The organism is Thiomonas arsenitoxydans, from assembly GCF_000253115.1.
Classification (GTDB): Bacteria; Pseudomonadota; Gammaproteobacteria; order Burkholderiales; family Burkholderiaceae_C; genus Thiomonas; species Thiomonas arsenitoxydans.
On record NC_014145.1, the window covers coordinates 3,154,864 to 3,174,767 of the forward strand.

Annotated in this window: 19 protein-coding genes; 7 read left to right on the plus strand and 12 right to left on the minus strand. The window is 65.2% G+C overall.

The features are described 5' to 3' along the window. Nucleotide 1 precedes the first annotated feature (1 nt). A complete protein-coding gene (locus THI_RS14915; protein WP_013107089.1) occupies nt 2-508 on the plus strand; it encodes a TPM domain-containing protein in 507 nt (168 codons plus the stop codon). Between the two features lie 196 nt (nt 509-704). Here the strand turns inward: THI_RS14915 and THI_RS14920 are convergent, their stop codons facing one another. Continuing rightward, the gene (locus THI_RS14920) at nt 705-3,029 is read right to left on the minus strand and encodes an AsmA family protein (protein WP_013107090.1); all 2,325 of its coding nucleotides are present in this window, start codon (nt 3,027-3,029) and stop codon (nt 705-707) included. Nucleotides 3,030-3,170: 141 nt separating this feature from the next. On the opposite strand from THI_RS14920, the gene THI_RS14925 reads away from it, so the two are divergent. Beyond that, a complete protein-coding gene (locus THI_RS14925; protein ID WP_013107091.1) occupies nt 3,171-4,379 on the plus strand; it encodes an FAD-dependent monooxygenase in 1,209 nt (402 codons plus the stop codon). Nucleotides 4,380-4,406: 27 nt separating this feature from the next. After that, complete coding sequence (locus tag THI_RS14930) at nt 4,407-5,144, plus strand: DsbC family protein (protein WP_013107092.1); 738 nt, start codon at nt 4,407-4,409, stop codon at nt 5,142-5,144. Between the two features lies 1 nt (nt 5,145). On the opposite strand, the gene THI_RS14935 is transcribed toward THI_RS14930, so the two are convergent. The 3 genes from THI_RS14935 to THI_RS14945 are packed head-to-tail and all read right to left on the minus strand — an operon-like array spanning nt 5,146 to nt 7,085. Further along, nucleotides 5,146-5,472 (minus strand): AzlD domain-containing protein, encoded by a 327-nt coding sequence (locus THI_RS14935; RefSeq protein ID WP_013107093.1) that lies wholly within the window; start codon nt 5,470-5,472, stop codon nt 5,146-5,148. After that, nucleotides 5,469-6,215, minus strand: coding sequence for an AzlC family ABC transporter permease (locus THI_RS14940; protein ID WP_013107094.1), 747 nt, complete (start codon nt 6,213-6,215; stop codon nt 5,469-5,471). Before THI_RS14940 ends, THI_RS14935 begins: the two co-directional genes overlap by 4 nt. A 9-nt stretch (nt 6,216-6,224) precedes the next feature. Then, nucleotides 6,225-7,085, minus strand: coding sequence for a helix-turn-helix domain-containing protein (locus tag THI_RS14945; RefSeq protein WP_013107095.1), 861 nt, complete (start codon nt 7,083-7,085; stop codon nt 6,225-6,227). Between the two features lie 146 nt (nt 7,086-7,231). Between THI_RS14945 and THI_RS14950 the strand changes: the two genes are divergently transcribed. After that, complete coding sequence (locus THI_RS14950; protein ID WP_013107096.1) at nt 7,232-7,648, plus strand: DUF3806 domain-containing protein; 417 nt, start codon at nt 7,232-7,234, stop codon at nt 7,646-7,648. A 45-nt stretch (nt 7,649-7,693) separates the two neighbouring features. On the opposite strand, the gene THI_RS14955 is transcribed toward THI_RS14950, so the two are convergent. The 3 genes from THI_RS14955 to ruvA all read right to left on the minus strand — a co-directional run bounded on the left by THI_RS14955 (nt 7,694) and on the right by ruvA (nt 11,836). Continuing rightward, nucleotides 7,694-9,166, minus strand: coding sequence for a cytochrome-c peroxidase (locus THI_RS14955; RefSeq protein WP_013107097.1), 1,473 nt, complete (start codon nt 9,164-9,166; stop codon nt 7,694-7,696). A 115-nt stretch (nt 9,167-9,281) separates the two neighbouring features. Continuing rightward, nucleotides 9,282-11,030 carry a phospholipase C gene (locus THI_RS14960; protein WP_013107098.1) on the minus strand — a complete coding sequence of 583 codons (1,749 nt, stop codon included), beginning with the start codon at nt 11,028-11,030 and terminating at the stop codon, nt 9,282-9,284. Between the two features lie 233 nt (nt 11,031-11,263). Continuing rightward, nucleotides 11,264-11,836 (minus strand): Holliday junction branch migration protein RuvA, encoded by a 573-nt coding sequence (ruvA, locus tag THI_RS14965; protein WP_013107099.1) that lies wholly within the window; start codon nt 11,834-11,836, stop codon nt 11,264-11,266. Nucleotides 11,837-11,896: 60 nt separating this feature from the next. Here ruvA and fabA point away from each other — a divergent pair, with 60 nt between their 5' ends. The 3 genes from fabA to THI_RS14980 all read left to right on the plus strand — a co-directional run bounded on the left by fabA (nt 11,897) and on the right by THI_RS14980 (nt 15,699). After that, nucleotides 11,897-12,412, plus strand: coding sequence for a bifunctional 3-hydroxydecanoyl-ACP dehydratase/trans-2-decenoyl-ACP isomerase (gene fabA / locus THI_RS14970; protein ID WP_013107100.1), 516 nt, complete (start codon nt 11,897-11,899; stop codon nt 12,410-12,412). A gap of 64 nt (nt 12,413-12,476) precedes the next feature. Beyond that, a complete protein-coding gene (locus THI_RS14975) occupies nt 12,477-14,522 on the plus strand; it encodes a diguanylate cyclase domain-containing protein (protein ID WP_013107101.1) in 2,046 nt (681 codons plus the stop codon). A gap of 133 nt (nt 14,523-14,655) precedes the next feature. Then, the gene (locus THI_RS14980) at nt 14,656-15,699 is read left to right on the plus strand and encodes an MBL fold metallo-hydrolase (RefSeq protein WP_013107102.1); all 1,044 of its coding nucleotides are present in this window, start codon (nt 14,656-14,658) and stop codon (nt 15,697-15,699) included. An 84-nt stretch (nt 15,700-15,783) separates the two neighbouring features. On the opposite strand, the gene THI_RS14985 is transcribed toward THI_RS14980, so the two are convergent. The 5 genes from THI_RS14985 to THI_RS15005 form a co-directional block, all read right to left on the minus strand. Next, the gene (locus tag THI_RS14985) at nt 15,784-16,302 is read right to left on the minus strand and encodes a 3-hydroxyacyl-ACP dehydratase FabZ family protein (RefSeq protein ID WP_013107103.1); all 519 of its coding nucleotides are present in this window, start codon (nt 16,300-16,302) and stop codon (nt 15,784-15,786) included. After that, nucleotides 16,302-17,006, minus strand: a complete 705-nt coding sequence (locus THI_RS14990) for a phosphatase PAP2 family protein (protein ID WP_013107104.1) — start codon at nt 17,004-17,006, stop codon at nt 16,302-16,304. Before THI_RS14990 ends, THI_RS14985 begins: the two co-directional genes overlap by 1 nt. Nucleotides 17,007-17,019: 13 nt before the next feature. Beyond that, on the minus strand, nt 17,020-18,279 hold the full coding sequence (locus tag THI_RS14995) for a beta-ketoacyl-[acyl-carrier-protein] synthase family protein (protein WP_013107105.1): 1,260 nt from the start codon (nt 18,277-18,279) through the stop codon (nt 17,020-17,022). After that, nucleotides 18,276-18,566, minus strand: a complete 291-nt coding sequence (locus tag THI_RS15000) for an acyl carrier protein (RefSeq protein ID WP_013107106.1) — start codon at nt 18,564-18,566, stop codon at nt 18,276-18,278. The genes THI_RS14995 and THI_RS15000 overlap by 4 nt, the downstream gene beginning before the upstream one ends. A gap of 103 nt (nt 18,567-18,669) precedes the next feature. Continuing rightward, a complete protein-coding gene (locus tag THI_RS15005) occupies nt 18,670-19,818 on the minus strand; it encodes a branched-chain amino acid ABC transporter substrate-binding protein (protein WP_013107107.1) in 1,149 nt (382 codons plus the stop codon). Nucleotides 19,819-19,904: the final 86 nt, after the last annotated feature.

The following is a 19,904-nucleotide window of genomic DNA, read 5'->3' on the forward strand; positions in this document are numbered from 1 at the left end:
GATGCGTTGGTCCAGTCTGCTGCGACACCTGCGCTTTGCGCCCTGGCAAACCCGCCGGGCGTTTCCGCAAGCCACGCTGGCCGCCATTGCCAGGGCCATTCACGCCGCTGAGCAGGCGCACGGCGGCGAAATCCGCTTTGCGGTTGAAGGCGCGCTCGATCTGCCCGAACTCTGGCGCGGCCTGAGCGCCCGCGAGCGCGCTATCGAGGTGTTCTCGCACCTGCACGTCTGGGATACGGAGCACAAGGACGGAGTGCTGATCTACCTGCTGCTGGCCGAGCGGGACGTGGAAATCGTGGCCGACCGCGGCATCCACCAACGGGTGCCGAGCGACGCTTGGGAGCAGGTGTGCCGCAGCATGGAAGCGCTGCTACGCCAAGGCCGCTTCGAGGCCGCCGCGCTGCAGGGCGTGGCCGAAGTCAGCGGCCTGCTCGCCCTGCATGCGCCGCCGCGCAGCAGCGAAAAACGCAACGAGTTGCCCGACTGGCCAGTGGTGCTGCGGCTTTAGGGCCTGCTGGCCCTACTTCAACCCAGATTTTCCATTGGGACATGGGATGATGGCGCGGCGGATTGGGGATGGATTTGGCCTTGCGCGACAAGCCCATAGCCCGAGCTATGGGCGCGAAGCGCGGGGGCGAAGACGCCCCAAACCGCCCGCCAGCGCCCATGTAGGGGCGTAGCCCCGCCTAATGGAAATTCTGGGTTCAAGGAAACAAACCCTTGAACAGGCCAGGAACCGCCTTCTGCAGCGGCTGGGCCTGGGCGGGTGCGAGCTGTTTCTGCAGTTCGTTCTGCAAGGTATTTTTCAAGGTCTGCTTCAACAGATTCCCGCCCGCCTGCGACCACAACACGGTGTAGCTCGGCTGGGCAAAACTGCCCGCGATACGCACCGGCACGGTGACGCCGCGCAAGACCGCGAGATCGGCCCCGCCCTGCCCGCGCGGCGAACCGACGACGGCGGGCAGCAGCAGATAGTCCAGACGCTGCCGGGGCAGATCGAACCAGCCCTCGCCGCCCACGCGCAGCAGCGGGCTCTGCACCATTAGGTCGCTGTTGTTCGCCACCCCGTTCTGCAGCACAAAGGTGGCGCCGAGCGCGGTGAAATCAGTCTGCTCACCCGCGGTGGCGGCGAACTGCCCATCCTTGCGTGCCGCCAGCAGGGCGCGGGCGTTACGCAGCATCTGTGCCAGATTGAAGCCCTTCACAGCGCCGTTGCGCACATCGAGCCGCGCCTTGCCCGAAAGGCTGGCGATGAGCGCGGGCAGCGTCTGGCCCTGTGCCGACAGGTTCATCGTCCAGTTGGCCTTGCCGAGCAAAAAATCTTTGCCGACCAAGGCCTGCAATACCGGCTGCACGCTGACATCGCGCCCGCTTTGCTGCAGGGTGTATTGCTGCTGCGCCAGATTCACCCGCAGATTCGCGTCCACACTGCCGCCAAAGCCCTGCGCACTGAAAGGCTGCAAGGCCAGCGTCTTGCGGTCGCTGGTCAACTGGCCCTGCACCGCGCTCCATTGCATGCCCTTGAACAACAGGCTGCCAATCTTGAATTGCGCGCCCAGCCCGAGTTTTTGAAAGGCTGCCAGGTCGATGGGGGCAGGCGCGGGCGCGGCGGCTTTTGGTTGGGCGGCGGGCGGCGGCAGCCAATCGTCGAGGTTGAGGCGGTCGGCATTCACGTCGAGGCGCAGGGTGTCGGGCTGCGCCCAGCCGCCCGACAGCTTCATCCCGCTGCCGGCCAGCAGGCCTTGGAGCTGAAACTGCGCGGTAGGTCCGCTCATGGGGCCGTTCGCGCCGCCGTCGTATTGCGCATTGCCCTGCAGCGCCAGGGTCTGCGGTTTGGCGCTAGGGGTGAGCTGGCCCGAGAGCTTGATCGCGGGCAGAACATAGTGCGCATGAGTGAGGTCGAGCTGCAGCGGCGAGGCCAGGGTCAGGCGCATCGCCCCCGGCTTTCCGGCGGCGCCGCGCTGCACATCGCACTGCGCCACGGGAACGCGCAGCGCGCTCCAGGCGCCCGCGGCCTGCTGGGCCTTGCACTGCAGCTGCAGCGCCTGCGCCGCGCCGATCTCGGCGCTGGCATCAAGCGGCCCGATCTGCACGGTGTCGCCCTTGGCTTCGAGCGTTGGCAGGCTGATCTGCGCACTCAAGTTTTCCCCGCTCTCTGTGCGGCCGGTGGTCTTGATGCGCCATTGCCGCGCCGTCAGCGCCCACAATGAACCAGTGCGCAGCCCGAGTTGGTCGGCGCTGAGCTGAGCCTGCATCGCCTTCAGTCCCGGCACATCGCCCTGCGCCGACAGCGCCAGATCGGTCAGCGCCACGCTGTGCTGCGCCGGGTCGGCCAGCAACTTGCCGCGCAGGGCGATGCGGGTTGCCAGCGCGGGTTGGACGAAGCGCGCCGTGGTCTCCAGGTGGAAGGCCCCGGCGTTGCCGCCGTCCAGACCGGAAAGGCCGACGTCCAGGCCGTCGAGCTGGCCGTGGAGCTTGGCCTTGTCGTCGTCGTAAAAGAGCACGCCCTGCTCCACCTGCAGACGGTGCACCGACAGGCCCAGCGGGCTGCGCGGGGGCGCGGATTCGGGCTTGCTGTCGGGCAGCAGGTCGGCGAAATTCAAACGCCCCTGCGCGTCGCGGGCCACATGAATCTGCGGCTTGATCATCACCACCCGATCGACCACCAGCTTGCGCCGCAGCAGCGCGAACAGATCGAGGTGCAGTCGCAGATCGTCAGCCCGCGCGAAAACGGCGGGAGAGTCGCGCTCGCTCAAGGAAAACGGCCCGGTGCGCAGCGTCAGTGGCGGAAACAGCGTGATCTCGATCGTGCCGGGCAACGTCAACGTGCGGTGCTCGCGCTCCTGCACCACCTGGATCAGCGTAGCCTTGTATTGGTTCGGATCGAAGGTAAGCAGCAGAATGCTCATGCCGCCCACCACCAGAATGACCGCAGCCAGCAGCGCCGCCAGCAGCCCCTTGAACAGCCGCATCGGCCAGCGCCTGCGCGGCGCGGGCGCTTCGGGCTGCGGCGCAGTGACCTCAGTCATGGGCGGGAATTACGCCCAGGCGCTGATGCGCCGGGGGCACAATGCGGGTTTTGTCGGTCAACATGGCGGCCGATTTTAGGCAGCTTGTCTGACAGCCCGAAGTTCCCAGAAACACAGCGCTTCAAGCGCAGCCATTCCATCATGTCCTCCCCTTCTTCCGACCTTCTGATCTGCGGCGGCGGCATTGCAGGCAAGGCCTGCGCGCTGGCGCTGGCGCAGATCGGGCTGCAGGTCACCCTGCTGGGCGCGCGCCCGGCCGCCGCCCTGCCGACCCAGGGCTATGCCCAGCGCCTTTACGCGCTCAACGCCGCCTCAAGGCAATTGCTCGAAGAGCTGCGGGTCTGGCCGCAGATGCCGCCTGAGCGCATTCAGCCCATACAGGCCATGCACATCCGCGCCGATGGCGCCCAGCTCGCCTTCGATGCCCGCGACGCCCGCAGCGAGGCGCTGGCCTGGATCGTCGAGTCCGATGCGATCGAAACCGCGTTCGATCTGGCGCTGCGCTTCGAGCGTCGGGTTGTGATCGACCCGGCCCAGGCCGCGCGGCTGCAACGCCAGCCCGCGGCGGCAGGCTGGCAGGTGCAGACCGATGACGGCCGCGCCCTGCAGGCCGCGCTGCTCATCGGCGCCGACGGCGAGGACAGTCTGGTGCGCAAGGTCTCGGGCATCGCGATGGATACGCACGACTACCAGCAGCGCGGCGTGGTGGCCAATTTCCTCTGCGCCGCATCGCACGAGGGCGTCGCCTTCCAGACCTTCGCCGACGGCGGGGTGATCGCCCTGCTGCCGCTGGCGCCGATGCAGGGTCGGCCAATGGTGTCGCTGGTCTGGTCGGCCCCCGAGGCGCTGGCGCAAGAGTTGCTCGCCCTGCCGCCGCAGGCTCTGGCGCAGCGCGTCGAAGCGCACCTGCCCGCCTTGCGCGCGCAACACCTCGGGCCGCTGCAGGCCACCGGCCCCGCGGCAGCCTGGCGTCTGCAGCGCCAACTGGCCCGCCGCACCGTGGCCGACGGTCTGGTGCTGATTGGCGACGCCGCGCATCGCGTGCATCCGCTGGCCGGTCAGGGCCTCAACCTGGGTCTGCAAGACGTGCAGGTGCTGGCCCGCACCCTGCAACAGCGCAGCGCCGGCCAGGCCGTGCACGACCCGCGGCTGCTGCGACGTTATTCCCGCGCGCGGGCCGAACAGGTGCTGGCGCTCGCCACCACCACCGACACCCTCGCCCGGCTGTACGGCGCGGGCAGCCGGGTGCCCGGGCCGCTGCGCGCGCTGGGCCTGCAGACCGCCAATGCCCTGCCGCCCGTCCGGCAGTTGCTCACCCGCTATGCTTCGGGTCTTCCCTATCTTGCCTGACGCGCGTTTGTGCGCATTCCCGCCTAAATGAACTCTTTGCTCTCCCGCTCCGTCGCGCGCGTTCTGCGCGGGGTCGCGTTGTCCGCGGCCTTCCTGTCTCTGCCGGTCATGGCGCAAACCCTGGCCGAAACCCGCGCCGCACTCGAAAAGGCCATGCCGGGTCTGCCTGCCAGCGCCAAGATCATCAAAACCCCCTATGCCGGGCTGTATGAAGTGGACGTGGGCAGCAAGATTTTTTACACCGACGCCAAGGCCACCTTTTTGTTCGCTGGCGAGATTTTCGACACCAAGACCCAGACCAACGTCACCAAGGCCCGGATCGACGATCTGCGCCGGGTGAACTGGAAGGATCTGCCGTTCAAAGACTCGTTCAAGCTGGTGTTCGGTAACGGCAAGCGCCAGATCGCGATTTTTGAAGACCCGTATTGCCCGTACTGCCACAAGATGGAAGCCACGCTGGAAAAGATGAGCAACGTCACGCTGCATGTGTTCGTCGTGCCCATCATCCGCCGCGAATCGATGCAACAGGCGCGCGACATCTGGTGCGCCCCCAACCGCAGCAAGGCCTGGCTGGACTGGATGAACAAGCAAGTGCAGCCGCCCGCGGCCGCGGCGACTTGCGTCGATCCGCTCAAGGCCAATGTGGAACTCGCGGAGAAGCTGGGCATTTCGTCCACCCCCACGCTGATCTTCACCGACGGCGACCGCATGGAAGGCGCCCTGCCGCAAGAGGAAGTCGAAAAGAAGCTGGCCGCAGTCAAGTAAATCAAGCCAAGCCGAAGCGCCACAGCAGATACACCGCCATGCCGCCCGCGATGGCGGCCAGTAGTTTGCGCGTACCCAGTGCCAGCGCGGCACTGGTCAGCGCACCGGCCAGCCAGGGGTTGCGCCAACTCAAATCCCAGTGCTGGCCGTCGGGCAGCAACACCATGGGCACGACGATGGCGGTGAGCACCGCCACCGGCACATGGCGCAGCGCCTGCTGCACTCGCGGCGAAAACCTCAGCCGCCCGCCCAAGCCGAACAGGGTGTAGCGGATGGCGAAGGTCACCGCCGCCATGCCGACGATCACCGCCCACAGGCTCCAGTTCATCGCGGGTCTCCTGCGGCTTGCAGACGGCGGCGACCATCCATCCACACCCCGACCGCCACCCCGGCGAAGGCGGCGAGCATCAGGCCGAGCTTGTACGGCAGGTCGCGCGCCGCCAGCGCCACCACCGCCGCAGTGAGGGCCACGGCGATGCTGGGACGTTCGCGCAGCAGCGGCGCGACGATGCCCACGAAGGTGGCCACGAGCGCGAATTCGAGGCCGAGATGCGTCAAGGCCGGGCTGGCCTGCCCCAGAAACGCGCCGACCGCCGTCCAGCCCAGCCAGTTGGCGTACATCGCCGCGCCCGACCCCGCCGTGTACCAGTGTTTGAACGGCGCGCCGTCGTCGTGCGCGTAGCGGTGATGCACCGCGGCGTAGGTCTCATCGGTCAGCCAGAACGCTAGCAGCACCCGCCAGCGCTGCGGCAGCCGCGCCATCTGCGGCTGCAGGCTGGCGGCGTATAGCAAGTGGCGCAGGTTGACGACCAGAGTGGTGAACACCACGACCAGCGCGCTGGCGCCGGTACCCAGCAGACTCAGCGCGATGAACTGCGCCGATCCGGCGAACACCAGCGCCGACATGCCCAGCGCCCCGACGATGCCCAGCGGACTGGCCGATGCCAGCGCACCGAAAATCAGCCCGAAGGGCGCAGCGCCCAGGAGCAGCGGCAGGGTATCGCGCGCGCCGAGGAGAAATTCGGTGGAACGTCCCGCCGGGTGAGGCGAGGCAGAAGAAATCGAAGTCATGCCCACAGACTAGCGGAACGGCTCGATGCGGTCTTGAACGTTCTTGCTCTGGATATAACCGCCAGGCGTGACACCGAAGGCGCGCTTGAACAGCCGGTGCAGATGCGACTGGTCGGCAAAGCCCAGACTCGCCGCCACCTCCGCCGGACTCAGCCCGCCGCGCAGCAGGCGCTTGGCCTGCGCCAGCCGCCACTGGTTGCGCAAGGCATGCGGCGGCAGTCCGACGCTGCGCGAGAACACACGGTTGAGGTGCCAGGGGCTCAGGCCCACCGCGCGCGCCAGATCGTCGAGAGTCAACGCTCCGTTGGGGTCGGCCCGCAACAGCTCCTGCGCTCGGCGCACGGCGACATCCTCGCGTCCCGTGGCGGGCTCGACCACCCCGGCGTGGCGCAACAGCGGCGTCATGGCCTCGCGCCAAGCGCAGCTGCGAAGCAAGGGATCGCGGCAGGCGATCAGCACGGCGTGCAAGCCCTGCAAAGCACGGAACAACGCCGGGTCGTCGAACACCACCCGATCGAACACCGGCAGCCGCGCATCGCCGTCGCGCAGCTCGGCCATGAGTTCGCCTAATTTCTGGGGCGCTGGGTAAAGTGCGCGGTAAGACCAGCCGGACTCGCCGCCACTCTGGCCTGTGTGCACCTCTGCCGGCGGGATCACGATGATGCTTCCCGCGTTCGCCACGCCTTCCGCCCGTCTGCAACGAAAGCGCTCGCTGCCTTGTTCGATCAAGGCCACGACAAAGGTGTCGTGCACATGCGGTGCAAACCGGTGATGCACATAACGCGCCGTCAGCAGTTCCATGCCCGCGAAATCCGGGGCGATATGCATGCGGGCCGATTCGGTCTGCGGGGCGATGGCGGGTGAGGACATGCGCAGATTGTCCTGCAGACGCCGAGCGCTTCGACACAAAGTTGCGCCGCACAAAAACCCTGCCCCACACTCGGAAGCACATGATTTGTCACCGCATTGGGCGTACAAGCTGTGGCACCCCCGAATCGACTTGACAGGAGACCGTGATGCGTCTGTTCCATCTTGAACCGTCCGATACCCAACAGCTCGCGCAATGGTTGCAGCAAGCCGACGCGCTGGTGCTCGCCCAGGGCGGCGGCGATGTGCTCAGCGGCACTTTGCAGGATCTGCCCATTCTCCAGAACCTCATTGCGCAGCACCCGGCCGCGCCCACACCCGAGCAGCTGCACGCCGTTTCGGCCGCGCTCGGCCGTGTCTTGCTGCATGAGCAAGCGGGCAGCGAATGGGCCATCGTGCAAGGCGTGCATCAGCGCGGCTACGCCATCCGCCGCATGGGCACCCTGCACTGGGTGTCGCCCGAGGGCGCCCTGCGCTCGCATCTGCACGGCGGCGCCCGGCTCGACCTGCGGCAGCTGTTCGCCAGCTTGTGCGAGCGGCTGAACCCCCCGGCCATGGCCGCTTGAAGCGGCGCATCCTGCGGTGATGAAGCCGCGCTTGATGCAACCGGCTTATGAAGTCGGCTTGAGCGGCGTGTAGCCGTCGTTCAGGGTGTGCAGGAAAGCGATGATGTCGCGCATGTCCTGCGCGGTCATCGCGGGCTGTTCGCCCAGTTTGCGGTTGAGCGGCGGATCGGTCACGTCCACATTGGCGCGGTACTGCGGCAGCAGGTCGTCGTACTTGCGCACCTGGCCGTCCACGGTGGGGTAGATTCTGCCCGGCTGCACGTCGCGGAAGTTGTAGAAATCGAGCACCTGCTTGAGCGAGTGATAGACCCCGTTATGGAAATACACCGGCCGCTGCGCCACATTGCGCAGCGTGGGAGTGAGGAACATGCCGCAGTAGGCAGTCTGGTTTTTCAGGTCGGTCCGGAAGGGGCCGCACAGCCCGATATCGAAGTAGTGCGGGTTCTGGTTCGCCGGAATCTGTGGATTACGCGGCACGCCCAGCGCCTCGTACTGCGTGTCGGTGAACAGCGGCGGCAGATGATCCTTGGTCGGCTGATCCAAATGGCAGGCAGCGCAATCGCCCTTGTTCACATCGTTGAACGCCAGATAGCCGCGCATTTCCTGCGACGTCAGAGTCGCCCTGCCCTGCAGCCAGGCGTCGTACTTGCTGTTGAAGGCGTGGAACTGCGGGTCTTCGATCTGGTAACGGGCGATCGCAAACAACGCCTCGGAAACCGTCTGCTTCGGGTCTGCAAACACATTGGGGCCGAAGAGTTGCAAAAACATCTTGGCATACGGCTGGCGCTCGATGATGGCGGCCACGCGCTGCGGCGTGCCCGCGTCCATTTCCACCGGGTTGAACAGCGGGCCACCCGCCTGCTGCTGCAGGGTATTGACCCGCCCGTCCCAGAACAGCCCGCCGGTGGGCACCAGATTTTGTACCGACTGCGCCGTGCTCTGCGCGGTCTTCTGCGCCCGCTGGCTGGTCTGCCCCAGCGCCGCGAGTTGCTGCAGGGTGATGGTTTCGTTCTCCTCGTTGTCCGGGCCGATGGAGAACGGCTGCTGCCGGTAGAGGTAGGCCAGCGACGGCGGCGGGCGAAAGCCGGGTGTAGTCATATTCGGCCCGCCCAGCATCACCGGCCCACTGCCCGGCGGCGGGTTGTAGCCATAGGCCGGATCATGACAAGACGCGCAAGACTGCTTGCCCGAGGCTGAAAGCGCCGTATCAAAAAACAACTGACGCCCCAGTTGCGCCACGGCCGAGAGGGGTTGCAGGGGCGGCAGCGCGAGCTGCACCGGATGCGGATTGCCGCCTAGCGCGAAAGTGAAGCTCTGCACCGGATGCTGCAGCCAAACGACGGGGGGAATGCTCGGCTGCTCGTGCATGCCCCAGGCCAGCGCGCCGCCGCCCCCCGCAAGGGCAACGACCAGCGCAATGGCCAGGCGGCGTGTCCAGTGCGAGCGGCGCGGCTTGCTCGCAGGCGCCTGCACAGCAGCCGAAGAAGCGACGGCAGGGGTGGATGAGGTGACGGACATGGTGCGGCTTCTCGGCGAATTTCAGTCTTTTCCGCGAGTCTCGTGGCGGACGAAACCCGCGGAAAAGACCGCCCCCAGCGGGGCGGTCTGCGGGGTACCAGCGGGACTTGGCCGATCAGCTTTGCTTGGTGAACAGCGAGACGTTGAACTGCGGCGTCAAGCTGCCCGCAGGCGGGGCGCTCAGCACCGTGCCCTGCGCCGGATCGATGAACACCTTGGGCGCGCTGCCCACCGACTTGGTGAAGTCGAACAGGTTGTTGATCGAGCCCGCCGTGGCGTCGAACGACCCGCCGCCCAGACGCTGGCCGCCGAGCCAGTTGTCCTCGATGAACCGCACGATGGACGCCTGGCTGATGGGCGTGTTGCTCACATAGTTGGTCTTGGCCCAGGGCGAGATCACCAGGAAAGGAATGCGCGTGCCCGGACCGCAGCGGCCATTGACCGGCTTGCCGTTCACGCCACTGAGCGGCGTGCCCTTGCCGCACACGCCCGCCCCATTGAGCTGGTCAGCCTGGCTGTCGAACGAGGGATTGGTGGTGTTGGCAAACGCATGGTCATACCACCCATCGGAATCGTCCCAGGTGACGATCACTGCGGTGCTGCTCCACTGCGGCTGCTGCTCCAGGAAGTTGACGACTTGCGACACGAAGGCCTGTTCGTCCAGCGGGTCGGAATAGCCGGCATGACCATCTTCGAAGGCCGGGGCCTTGAGATAGGCCACAGCGGGCATATTGCCGGCCTTCACTGCGGCAAAGAAGTCCTGCAAGCCGTATTCGTGGTTGGCCGGATCGGCAGTCTTGTTGTCGGTCTCCAGGGTGTGACCGATGGCCAGGGTCGAGCTTGGGCGGGCGTGCGTGGGGTTGGCCGTGCTCTTGTAGTACTGGAACCAGTTGTGGTGCTGGATGTAGTCGCCCACGGTGGAGTTGACGACTGGTGAGAAGGTGCTGCGCTTGCAGCCCGTCGTGCCGTTGGGGTTGGTCGCGCCAAGGTTGAACCCGCCCATGAAACCGCCCCAGGAAATGTTCTTACCGTTGAGCAGATCGCCGATGTTCTTGCCCGACATCGAGACTTGATTCGTTGGGCTGGAACAGATGTCATAGGCCGGATCGACATCGTTGATCAAGCCGTAGCCGCCCTGCCCGTCACTGATGTAGTAAGAATACTTGCTCAGGGTGAAAGGTTGGTCCGTGGTCGCCACCAGCTGCACGCCATTGGTCTGGCCGCTCACCGCTTCGAGCGCGCCCGGGGTGGACGGGCCGTAGGTGTCGGTATAAGCGTCATCGCTCAGGGCGAAGTTCTGCGCGTAGTTCCACAGCGCGGTGACGGTGTTGCCGTCGTAGTAGCCCATGACTTGGCCCTTGGTACCGAAGGCGCCCACGCCGCCCGTCGTCGCCGCGCCGGTGTATTTCGGGAACAGGTCAGCCTTGCCGCCGTCATAAGCCTGTTGCTCGGCGGTGTAGGCGTGGTTCTGGTCGGCGGTGGCGGCCTGGGTGCGGTCGAGACGGTAGGGCTCGGCGGCATCGGCGCCGTTGGCGGTGTTGGTGAAGTTGGGGTTGTTGCTCAGCAGATTGGCGCTGACCAGATTGTTGACCGCAGGCGTGCCCGCCTTGGCGGTGAACGCCGGTTCGCCCGCCGGGTTGGTGGCCGTGGGATAGGTGGCGTAGTAGTGGTCGAACGACACGTTTTCTTGATACAGCACGACCACATGCTTGATCGGCGTGGCCGTAGCGAGCGCGCGGGCCGCGGTGTAGCTGGTGCCGGGCACGGTGGGCGAGGCCGCGACAGAATTGGAACCGCCGCCGCAGGCGGCCAGCGTGACGACAGCCACGGCAACCGCCGAGGCCAAGAGGGTTTTGCGCAACATGTTGAACTCCCTGAAGAATGTGAACGATGGATCGCGTGGGGGCTGATCGCAGCCCGCGCTTCACGCAACGAACGTGATTCTTGAGAGCGCAAATGTCGGCTCCGTGACCAAGTTCCTCAGGGCAACATCTGGTTTCAATCCATACGGATGGATAACGGTTTGTCGCAATCGGACAAACTGCAGGCGTTCGGTTTCCGCCTTAGCCGCGCGCCCAATCTGGGCGTGAGGTAAGTTCAGCGCGCGAGGCTTTTCAGCGCCTGGCGGATGCCGTCATCCACACTGCAGCCTTCCGGCAGCGCTTTGGCGGCGGCCGCTGCCTCGCGCTCGGAATAGCCCAGCGCGATGAGGGCCTGCAGCACATCGGAGGCGCTGCCCGCGGCGGCCGTTGCGGCGCTGCCCAGATCGGCGCCGAGCTTGCCCTTGAGTTCGAGCAGCAGGCGTTCGGCGGTCTTTTTGCCGATGCCCGGCACGCGGGTAAAGCGAACGGCGTCCTGCTGCGTGACGGCTTGAGCGATCTCGCTCACGCTCAGCCCGGAGAGCACGGCCAGCGCAATGCGCGGGCCGATGCCGCTGATTTTGAGCAGCTCACGAAACGTGCTGCGCTCGGCCGCTGTGGCAAAGCCGTAGAGCAGATGCGCGTCTTCGCGGATAACGGTGTGAATGAGCAGGGTGACGGCGTGCCCCGCCGCGGGAAGGTCGTATAGCGTGCTCATCGGCACGTCCACCTCATAGCCCACGCCGCCCACGTCGAGCAGAATCTGCGGGGGGGATTTGTCGAGCAGGGTGCCGTGCAGTCGTCCGATCATGGGCGAAACTGTAGCAGCCGCAACCGCTAACATTCGCGGATTGTTCTGCGACGACACTCCATGACCCGACCTTCCTCCTACAGCAAAGAAGACCTCATCACCTGCGGCGAGGGCCGCCTGTTCGGCCCCGGCAATGCGCAGCTCCCTTTGCGCGAAATGCTGATGATGGACCGCATCACCCGCATCGCCAGCGAAGGCGGCACCTACGGCAAGGGCGTGATCGAGGCCGAACTCGACATTCATCCCGACCTGTGGTTTTTCGGCGTGCACTTTCAGGGCGATCCGGTGATGCCCGGCTGTCTGGGGCTGGACGCGATGTGGCAGCTCGTCGGTTTTTACCTCGGCTGGATGGGCGGGCTGGGCCGAGGTCGCGCGCTCGGTGTTGGCGAAGTGAAGTTCACCGGTCAGGTGCTGCCCACCGCGAAACTGGTGCAGTACCGCATCGACCTCAAGCGGGTGATTAACAGCCGCCTGGTCATGGGCATCGGCGACGGCGCCATGCTGGTCGATGGTCGCGAAATCTATACCGCCAAGGACCTGCGCGTCGGGCTGTTCACCTCCACCGAAGGGTTCTGAGCCGAACGGCCGGTTCCGTTTCGCAAGCAGCCCGATATTGCTGACTTGATACCGGAACGAAACCATGCAGGCACACGCCCCCGAGACGAGCGCCGAGCGCGATACTGAGCCGGCCGATTTCATCGGCAGTCTGCGGGACGTGGTGTTCCGCACCCGTGGCAAGACCTTCTGGTCCTACCTGAGCCCGGCCTGGACCACACTGACGGGCTTTACTGTCGAGGAATCGCTGGGCCGCAACATCCTCGACTTCGTCTACCCCGACGACCGCCCTGCCAACAGCCTGCGCAAGCAGCAGCTCGAATCCGGCGAAATATCCGCGTCGCGTCACACCAAACGGCTGCTGCGCCGCGACGGATCATTCGTCTGGATCGAGGTCGATCTGCGCGTGCTGTACGACGGCGACGGCGCCTTTCTGGGCAGCGTGGGCACGATCCGCAACATCTCGGACCGCATTGCACTGGAAAACGCCATTCGGCATGAGCGCGAGCGGGCCGCGGTCACCCTGATGGCTTTGTCGGACGGCGTGCTGACGCTGGACCCGCAGCGCCGTATCGAATTTCTGAATCACGCAGCAGCCGATCTGCTGGGCTTGAAGCTGATCGACTACGCACTCCATCGGCCGATTGAAACCGTCCTCGCTCTGGAATCAGGCGACATCCGCTCCGTGGTCGACGAAGCCCGCGCCCAGCAGCAAATGCACACCCTGGACGGACGGTGTCGGCTGCATGCCACCGAGGCCGACTGGTCAGATGTCGATCTCACGGTGATTCCACTCAGTGAGGCAGATGAGGGCTGCATCATCGTGCTACGCGACGTGCGCGAGCAGCGCGCCTTGCAGGCCAGGCTCCACCACCAGGCTCGGCACGACGCCCTCACCCAGGCTCTCAACCGCGTCGGCATGCTCGACGAATTGGGCCGCACCCACGCCGGCTTTCTGCGTACTGGGGCAACGTTCAGCAACATTCTGCTCGATCTCGACCACTTCAAGCGGGTCAACGATCAACACGGCCATGCTGCAGGTGACGAAGCACTGCGGCTAGTCGCACGCGCCATTCAGGGCGCACTCAGGGCAGACGATCATCTCGCCCGCTGGGGCGGCGAGGAGTTCCTGTGTCTGCTACCGCACACCTCGCTCGAACAGGCCATCGCGATAGCCGAGCGCATTCGCGCCGAGGTGCAGGCGCTCGAACTGAAGCAAGGACGTCAGCCCATTCCGCTGACGATTAGCGCGGGGGTGAGCGCTGCATCGCCCGACCGTGGCGACACGCTCGAACAGATGTTGCAGCGAGCCGATTTTTCGCTCTACGAGGCCAAGCAGGCCGGGCGCAACTGCGTGTGGCATGAGCGCATGACAGGGGAAGGCGTACTCGATTTGGCGAGCCAGGCGCAGGAGGCGCTGCGTGCTGGTCGACTCGATCTGATGTACCAGCCCATCATCTCGCTGACAACGGGCGCGCAGGTTGGTCAGGAGGGATTTGCGCGCATGCGCCTGCCCGACGGAACCCCACTGAAAGCCGCCCGCTTCATGCCCGCGTTGCAGCAGATGCACCGAGCTCACTGGGTGGACGAAAAGGTGATTCCGCTCGTATTGGAAGACTGTCTGCAAGGGCGATTGCAGGGCGACTGCTTCATCAATCTCTCGGCCGACCTGTTGCGCCGACCGACCCTGATGCATGCCCTGCTCGACGACTTTCTTCAGCGCACCGCACACAGCCGACAAGACCAGCTGCTGGGCCGTATCGTGCTCGAACTCGACTTTCGTGCGCAGCAACTCGACCTCGGCGCGGCATGCACCGCGCTGCAGCCCTGGATGGCCGCCGGAGCGCGGCTCGCACTCAAACAATCGGGCCCTGACCTGCCCACCCTGGCGCACTGGACCGAGCTACCCATACGCTTCCTCAAAATCCACGCGGCGCACCTGAAGCGCGCGGCCACCGCGCCCAAGGCGCATCTCATTCTGTCGTCCATCGTGCGACTGGCCAAACAGCTCGGCTGCCTCACTGTGGCCGACCAGGTCGATCAGATCGATCAGCCGGACTTGCTCGATGTCGCCCGAGAGCTGGGCCTCGATTGGCTGCAGGGCGATCACGCCGATCAACCCCCACCCTGAGCCCTCGCGGTGTGGGCGTCGCACGACTCCTGAAATAGTCCGCTTTCCTGCAGGAATCCGGGAATTCCCCGGCATTGCGCCAATGCGGTTCAGGAGGACAATAGGGACTTGTATCCAAATGTATAGGTCCGCCATGACTTTCTTCCGCCCGCATTCCCCCGCCTTCAGCGCCCAGCGCCGCCGCCTGATGGGCTGGGGCTTCCGCGCGGCCGGGCTGGCCGCCGCTGGCGCTGCCGCGCCGCACCTTGCCGCCTTCGCCGCCGACGCGGTGGACTTCATTCGCGGCCCCAAGGTGCCCGATGTGCCGTTCACCCAAATTTCCGACCATGTCTATGTGATCTACGCCGCCGATGGCTTTCCCACCGAGAGCAATCAGGGCATGATGAGCAATATCACCGCGGTCAAGACGGCCAAGGGCGTGGTCATCCTCGACTCTGGCGCCTCGGTGCAGATCGGCGAGATGGTCATCCGGCAGTTGCCCAAGGTGAGCGACAAGCCGGTGGTCGCGGTGTTCAATTCGCACTATCACGGCGATCACTGGCTGGGCAACGATGCTTTTGTGAGTGCTTACGGGCAAGACCTGCCGATCTACGCCATGCCGCAGACCCGCGAGCAGATTCTGGGCGTAACCGGCACCGAGTGGCAGCAGGCCATGCTCAAGTGGACCAACCAGTCCAGCGCAGGCACCCGCATCGTCGCCCCCAACCGCGACGTGAAGCACGGCGACGTGTTCGACTTCGGCGACGTCACCCTGCGCGCGCACCATTACGGCACAGCGCACACGCCGTCGGACGTCTGCCTCGAAGTGGTACAGGACAAGCTCACCTACGTGGGCGACGTGATGATGAACCGGCGCATCGCCAATATGGACGACGGCTCCTACCCCGGCTCGCTCAACTACATGGACAAGCTGGCGCAGAACATCCCCGGCAGCAACTGGCTGCCCGGTCACGGCCATGCGGGAGAGGCCGTGATGGTCTGGCAGCGCGAGCTGTTCGCCGCCATCTGGGAACACGCGCAGAAAGCGGCGCACGACTTGGCTGGCCCCGAAGCCGCCATCGCCGCGGCCAAGGCCGATCCACGCGTGGCGTCCAAGGCCAAAGACACGGCCGGTTGGGACAACAACATCGGCAAGTACATCAGCCTCGCCTATCTGGAGGCTGAGCAGAAAGCCTGAGGCAACACCGCAGACCCTCTTGTAGAGCGGGTTGCGCAACGCGCGAAGGACAGGTTCAGCGTCGCCCCAAACCTGAAAAACTGGTTACCCCATTTCCGCACCGCGTGGTGCCGCGGGCAGGGTATCGATCAACACAGTACGCGGCGTGTTGACCAGCAGGATCTCGATGCCGGCGACTTCTTCTGCGCCGATCTGCAATTGGGCTGAAATGGCGGCAGCCGTGGCCGACATCTGCCTGGACCGCACCTCGATCCGTACCCATTCATCGCATTGAACCGGGCGCTTGAAACTGCATTTGCGCACGCCTGCCAGCACGCCCACGTGGCTGCCGCGCATGCTGCGCGCAAGCACGTCGCCGACAAGCATCCCGGCTCCAGCCACCTGGGCCACCGCCTCGATCAGCAGGGCGCCGGGCACCATGGGCATGCCGGGGAAGTGCCCTTGCAGAATAGGCAGGTCGCGCGCCCAGATGACATGGCCGACGTAATGGTTGAAATCCAGCACGGTGATCCGCCGGACGCATAGGATTTCGCCACGATGCGGCAGCACCTCTTCGATGGCTTGCGCGTCGAGCTCGATGGGATAGGACAAGAGAGAGGCCATCAAGTCGGCTCCGTTCTAGAAGGCCGCATTCTGCTCCAGGGACGCGGCCGTGTCGCCCAGGCTACCGCTCCGCCCAATGCCGCGCCGCAGATCACATCGACGAGCACATGCTGCTTGGTCGCCAGGGTGGAGAAAACAATCAGCGCGCACCACAGCAGGCTGAGTGCGCGCAGGCGTTTGCCAAAGCCCAGACCGGGCGCCATCCAGTCCAGCCACATCGCGGTAAAAACCGCTGTGGCCACGTGCAGGGAGGGACAGGCATTACCCGCCGCGTCCTTGCCGCGCAAGATGTCGAAACTCGGATAGTGGGCCCAATCCACAGGATAGGTCGGCACTTCCGTGGGCCAGAAATAGAAAATCGCCAGCCCGATAAGACACAGCGTGCCGATTCGCAATCCATAGGCCACAACCTCCCGCCGCGACGCCATCAGCGAAGCCGGCAGAGAAACATAGACCCAGAGAGACAGATAGAACGGCAGCGTCCAGGGCTGTAAACCGATCCAGAGATCGACCGCCGTCATCGGCATGACGGTTGGCGGGATGCGAGGATGCTGCAGCAGATAGAAGTAGGCGACGAAAAACAGCCAGGTGAACGCCGTCGTGCCGATGGCCTTGAACCAGCCATGGCGAAAGAACAGGCGCACAGTCCGCAGGGTCAGGTCGCGTGCGCCGATCTGGGTCGCGCCAGCTTGCAAGAGGGCCATGGCAAAGGTTCGGTCAGTGGCGCACGCGCCGAGCGATCAAGCTAGCGTTACTGCCGCCGAAGGCAAACGAGTTCGACATCACCGCGTCGATCGGCCCGATTTCTCGCGCATTCAAGGGCAGGTAATCGAGTGGACAGCGCGGATCGAGATCCTCAAGATGCGCCGTCGGCGGCGCCCAGCCCTTGTGCATCGCCAGAATGGACAGGGCCAGCTCGACCGCGCCACCGGCCCCGATGAGGTGCCCGTGCACCGCTTTGGTCGAACTGATCGGCAGAGCAGCGGCAGCGGCTCCGAACACATCGAGGATCGCTTGCGACTCCACCACGTCACCGGCCTCGGTGGCGGTGCCGTGCGCATTGAGATAACCGATCTGACCGGGCTCCAGACCGGCTTCTGCAAGCGCCTGGCGCATGGCCGCAGCCTGTCCCTGAGCCGAAGGAGCGGTGAGATGATGCGCATCACTGCTTGCGCCGTAACCGACGAGTTCAGCATGAGGCCGCCCTCCGCGGCTGCGTGCCCTCGCATCGCTCTCCAGCACCAGCGCTGCGGCGCCTTCCCCGAGCACGAAGCCGCTGCGCTCACGGTCAAATGGGCGACAGCTCGCCGCGGGATCATCGCCGTACACCCGCGCCATCACCCGCAAGGCGTTCCAGGCCACGAAAGAGCCGGGCGTCAGCATGGACTCAGCTCCGACGACCAGGGCCGCGTCCAGATACCCATGCCGGATTGCCCGCATGGCCTCTCCGGCCGCCACCGCAGAAGAGGCGCAGGCCACGGCATAGGTGTTACCCATGCCACGCAGACCGTAGCGGAGCGACACAGCGGCATGCACCGCATTGGCCATCATGCGTGGCACTGAAAGTGGATGAACCACCGTGGCACGCTTGCGCAACTGTTCGCTGCCGTAGAGCGCGGTGTAGTAGCGGGCGAACATCGCGTCGAGGGTATGCGCCCCTGCAAAACCGATACCGACAAACACGCCAAACCGATCAGCGTCGGGCGGATGCAAATCGATGCCAGCATCGGCCATGGCTTGCTGTGCCGCCACCATGCCCAACTGCGCCGCGCGATCCAGACCCGCCTCCTGGCTACCGAGCAAAGTCGTCGGCTCGACAGCCGCAGGGGCCATCAACAAGTTGGGTAGACCCGCACTCAGTGCCTCGGGCACGCGGCAGATGGCGCTGCGTGCCGCAAGCGTAGCCTCAAAACTCGACTGGCAATCGCCCCCCAGCGGAGAGATCATGCCCAGGCCGGTGATGACCACCGGTCTCATGGCGCCTGTGTGGGCGAGCCCAGCGCGTCGATCTGCGGCAATTTCCCCTCATTGTTCGCCCGCACTTCCGACTCGATCGAGGCCACCATCTCGGTGAACCGCATGTTCTGAAACTTCATCGGGTCGGCAATCTGAAATCCGAATCGATCCTCGATCTCGAACAACATCTCGACCAAGGTCAACGAGTCAAGCCCGAGATCAGCCACCTTCAGATCCGCCTGGTCAAATTTGGCCGGGTCGATTTTTGCCTGGGTGACCAGGTAGTCTTTAATGAGTTGTTCAAGCATCCCTCGATACCTTATTCAGTTGCCTCCGCGTATAGCAAAAGATACTAACAGTGCCTCCTCATGCCTCCGCCATTCTCTGCGGGGGCTTGGCACACCTTCTTGGCTACCGCACCTGCTCCACTGCCAGCGGCACTTTCACACCGTGCTCAAACTCCGACAGGGTGATGCTGGGATCGGCGAGTTCGCCCGTGGCGGTGAAGTGAATGTCGCTGTCGGTCACGCCGTCGTAGTCGATGTGGCGGATGTAGGGCAGATAGACCTTCGGGTCGCTCGACCTAGCTTTCATCATCGCATGGGCCAACACCATGGCTGCATCAAAGGCGTTGGGTGAATAGAGCTGGAAGGCGGCCGCGCCGAACTCGGTGTCGTAACGCGCCTTCCAGGCCTGGCCCTTGGGCAGCTCAGAGAGCGGCGCGCCGCCCTGGGCGCAGATCGTGCCGTTGACCGCATCGCCCGCGACCTTGGCCATGATGGGCGCGCAGATGCCGTCGCCCCCCAGCAGGCGTGCCGTCATGCCGATCTGGCGCATCTGCCGCACCAGCGGTCCGGCCTGGCTGTACATGCCGCCGTAGAAGATCACCTGCGGATGGTCGGCTTTGATGCGGGTGAGGATGGCGGAAAAATCGGTGGCTTTGTCATCGGTGTATTCGCGGTCCACCACGTCCATGCCGAGCTTCTTCGCCTTGGCCGAGAACACATCGGCCAGTCCTTGGCCGTAGGCGGTACGGTCGTCCACCACCGCCACGCGCTGCACGTGAAGGGCGTCGTGGGCATACTCGGCCAGCCCGGCGCCCAGGGCGTTGTCGTTAGCGATCAGGCGAAAGAAGGTCTTGTAGCCCTGCTCGGCGATCTTCGGCGAGGTGGAAGATGGCGTGATCTGCGGAATCCCCGCCCGGGCGTAGATGCGCGCGGCCGGATAGGTGCAGCCCGAGGTCTGATGGCCGATGACGCCGCTCACGCCCTCATCCACCAGCTTCTGCGCCACCAGTGTGGCTTGAGTGGGCAGGCCCTGGTCATCTTCCGCATCCATCGCCCAGCGCACCGTCTTGCCGCCAATCCGGGCATGCTCGGCATTGAGCTGGTTCAGCGCCATTTGCACTCCGTTGACTGCATCCTGCCCACTGGCGGCCAAGGGGCCAGACAGCGGCACGGCAACGCCAAGCACCACGCGCGGCTCGGCCGCATGGGCCGACAGCCCCAGACCGGCAAACAGCGCCAAAGACATTCCAGTCAATCGCAACGATGAAGTCATGAGGTTCTCCTTGAAAGATCCGGCTTGAAAACAAACCCGGATCATCAAGCAAGAAGCGCGCGCGGCCTGTAAGCAGATGCATCTAC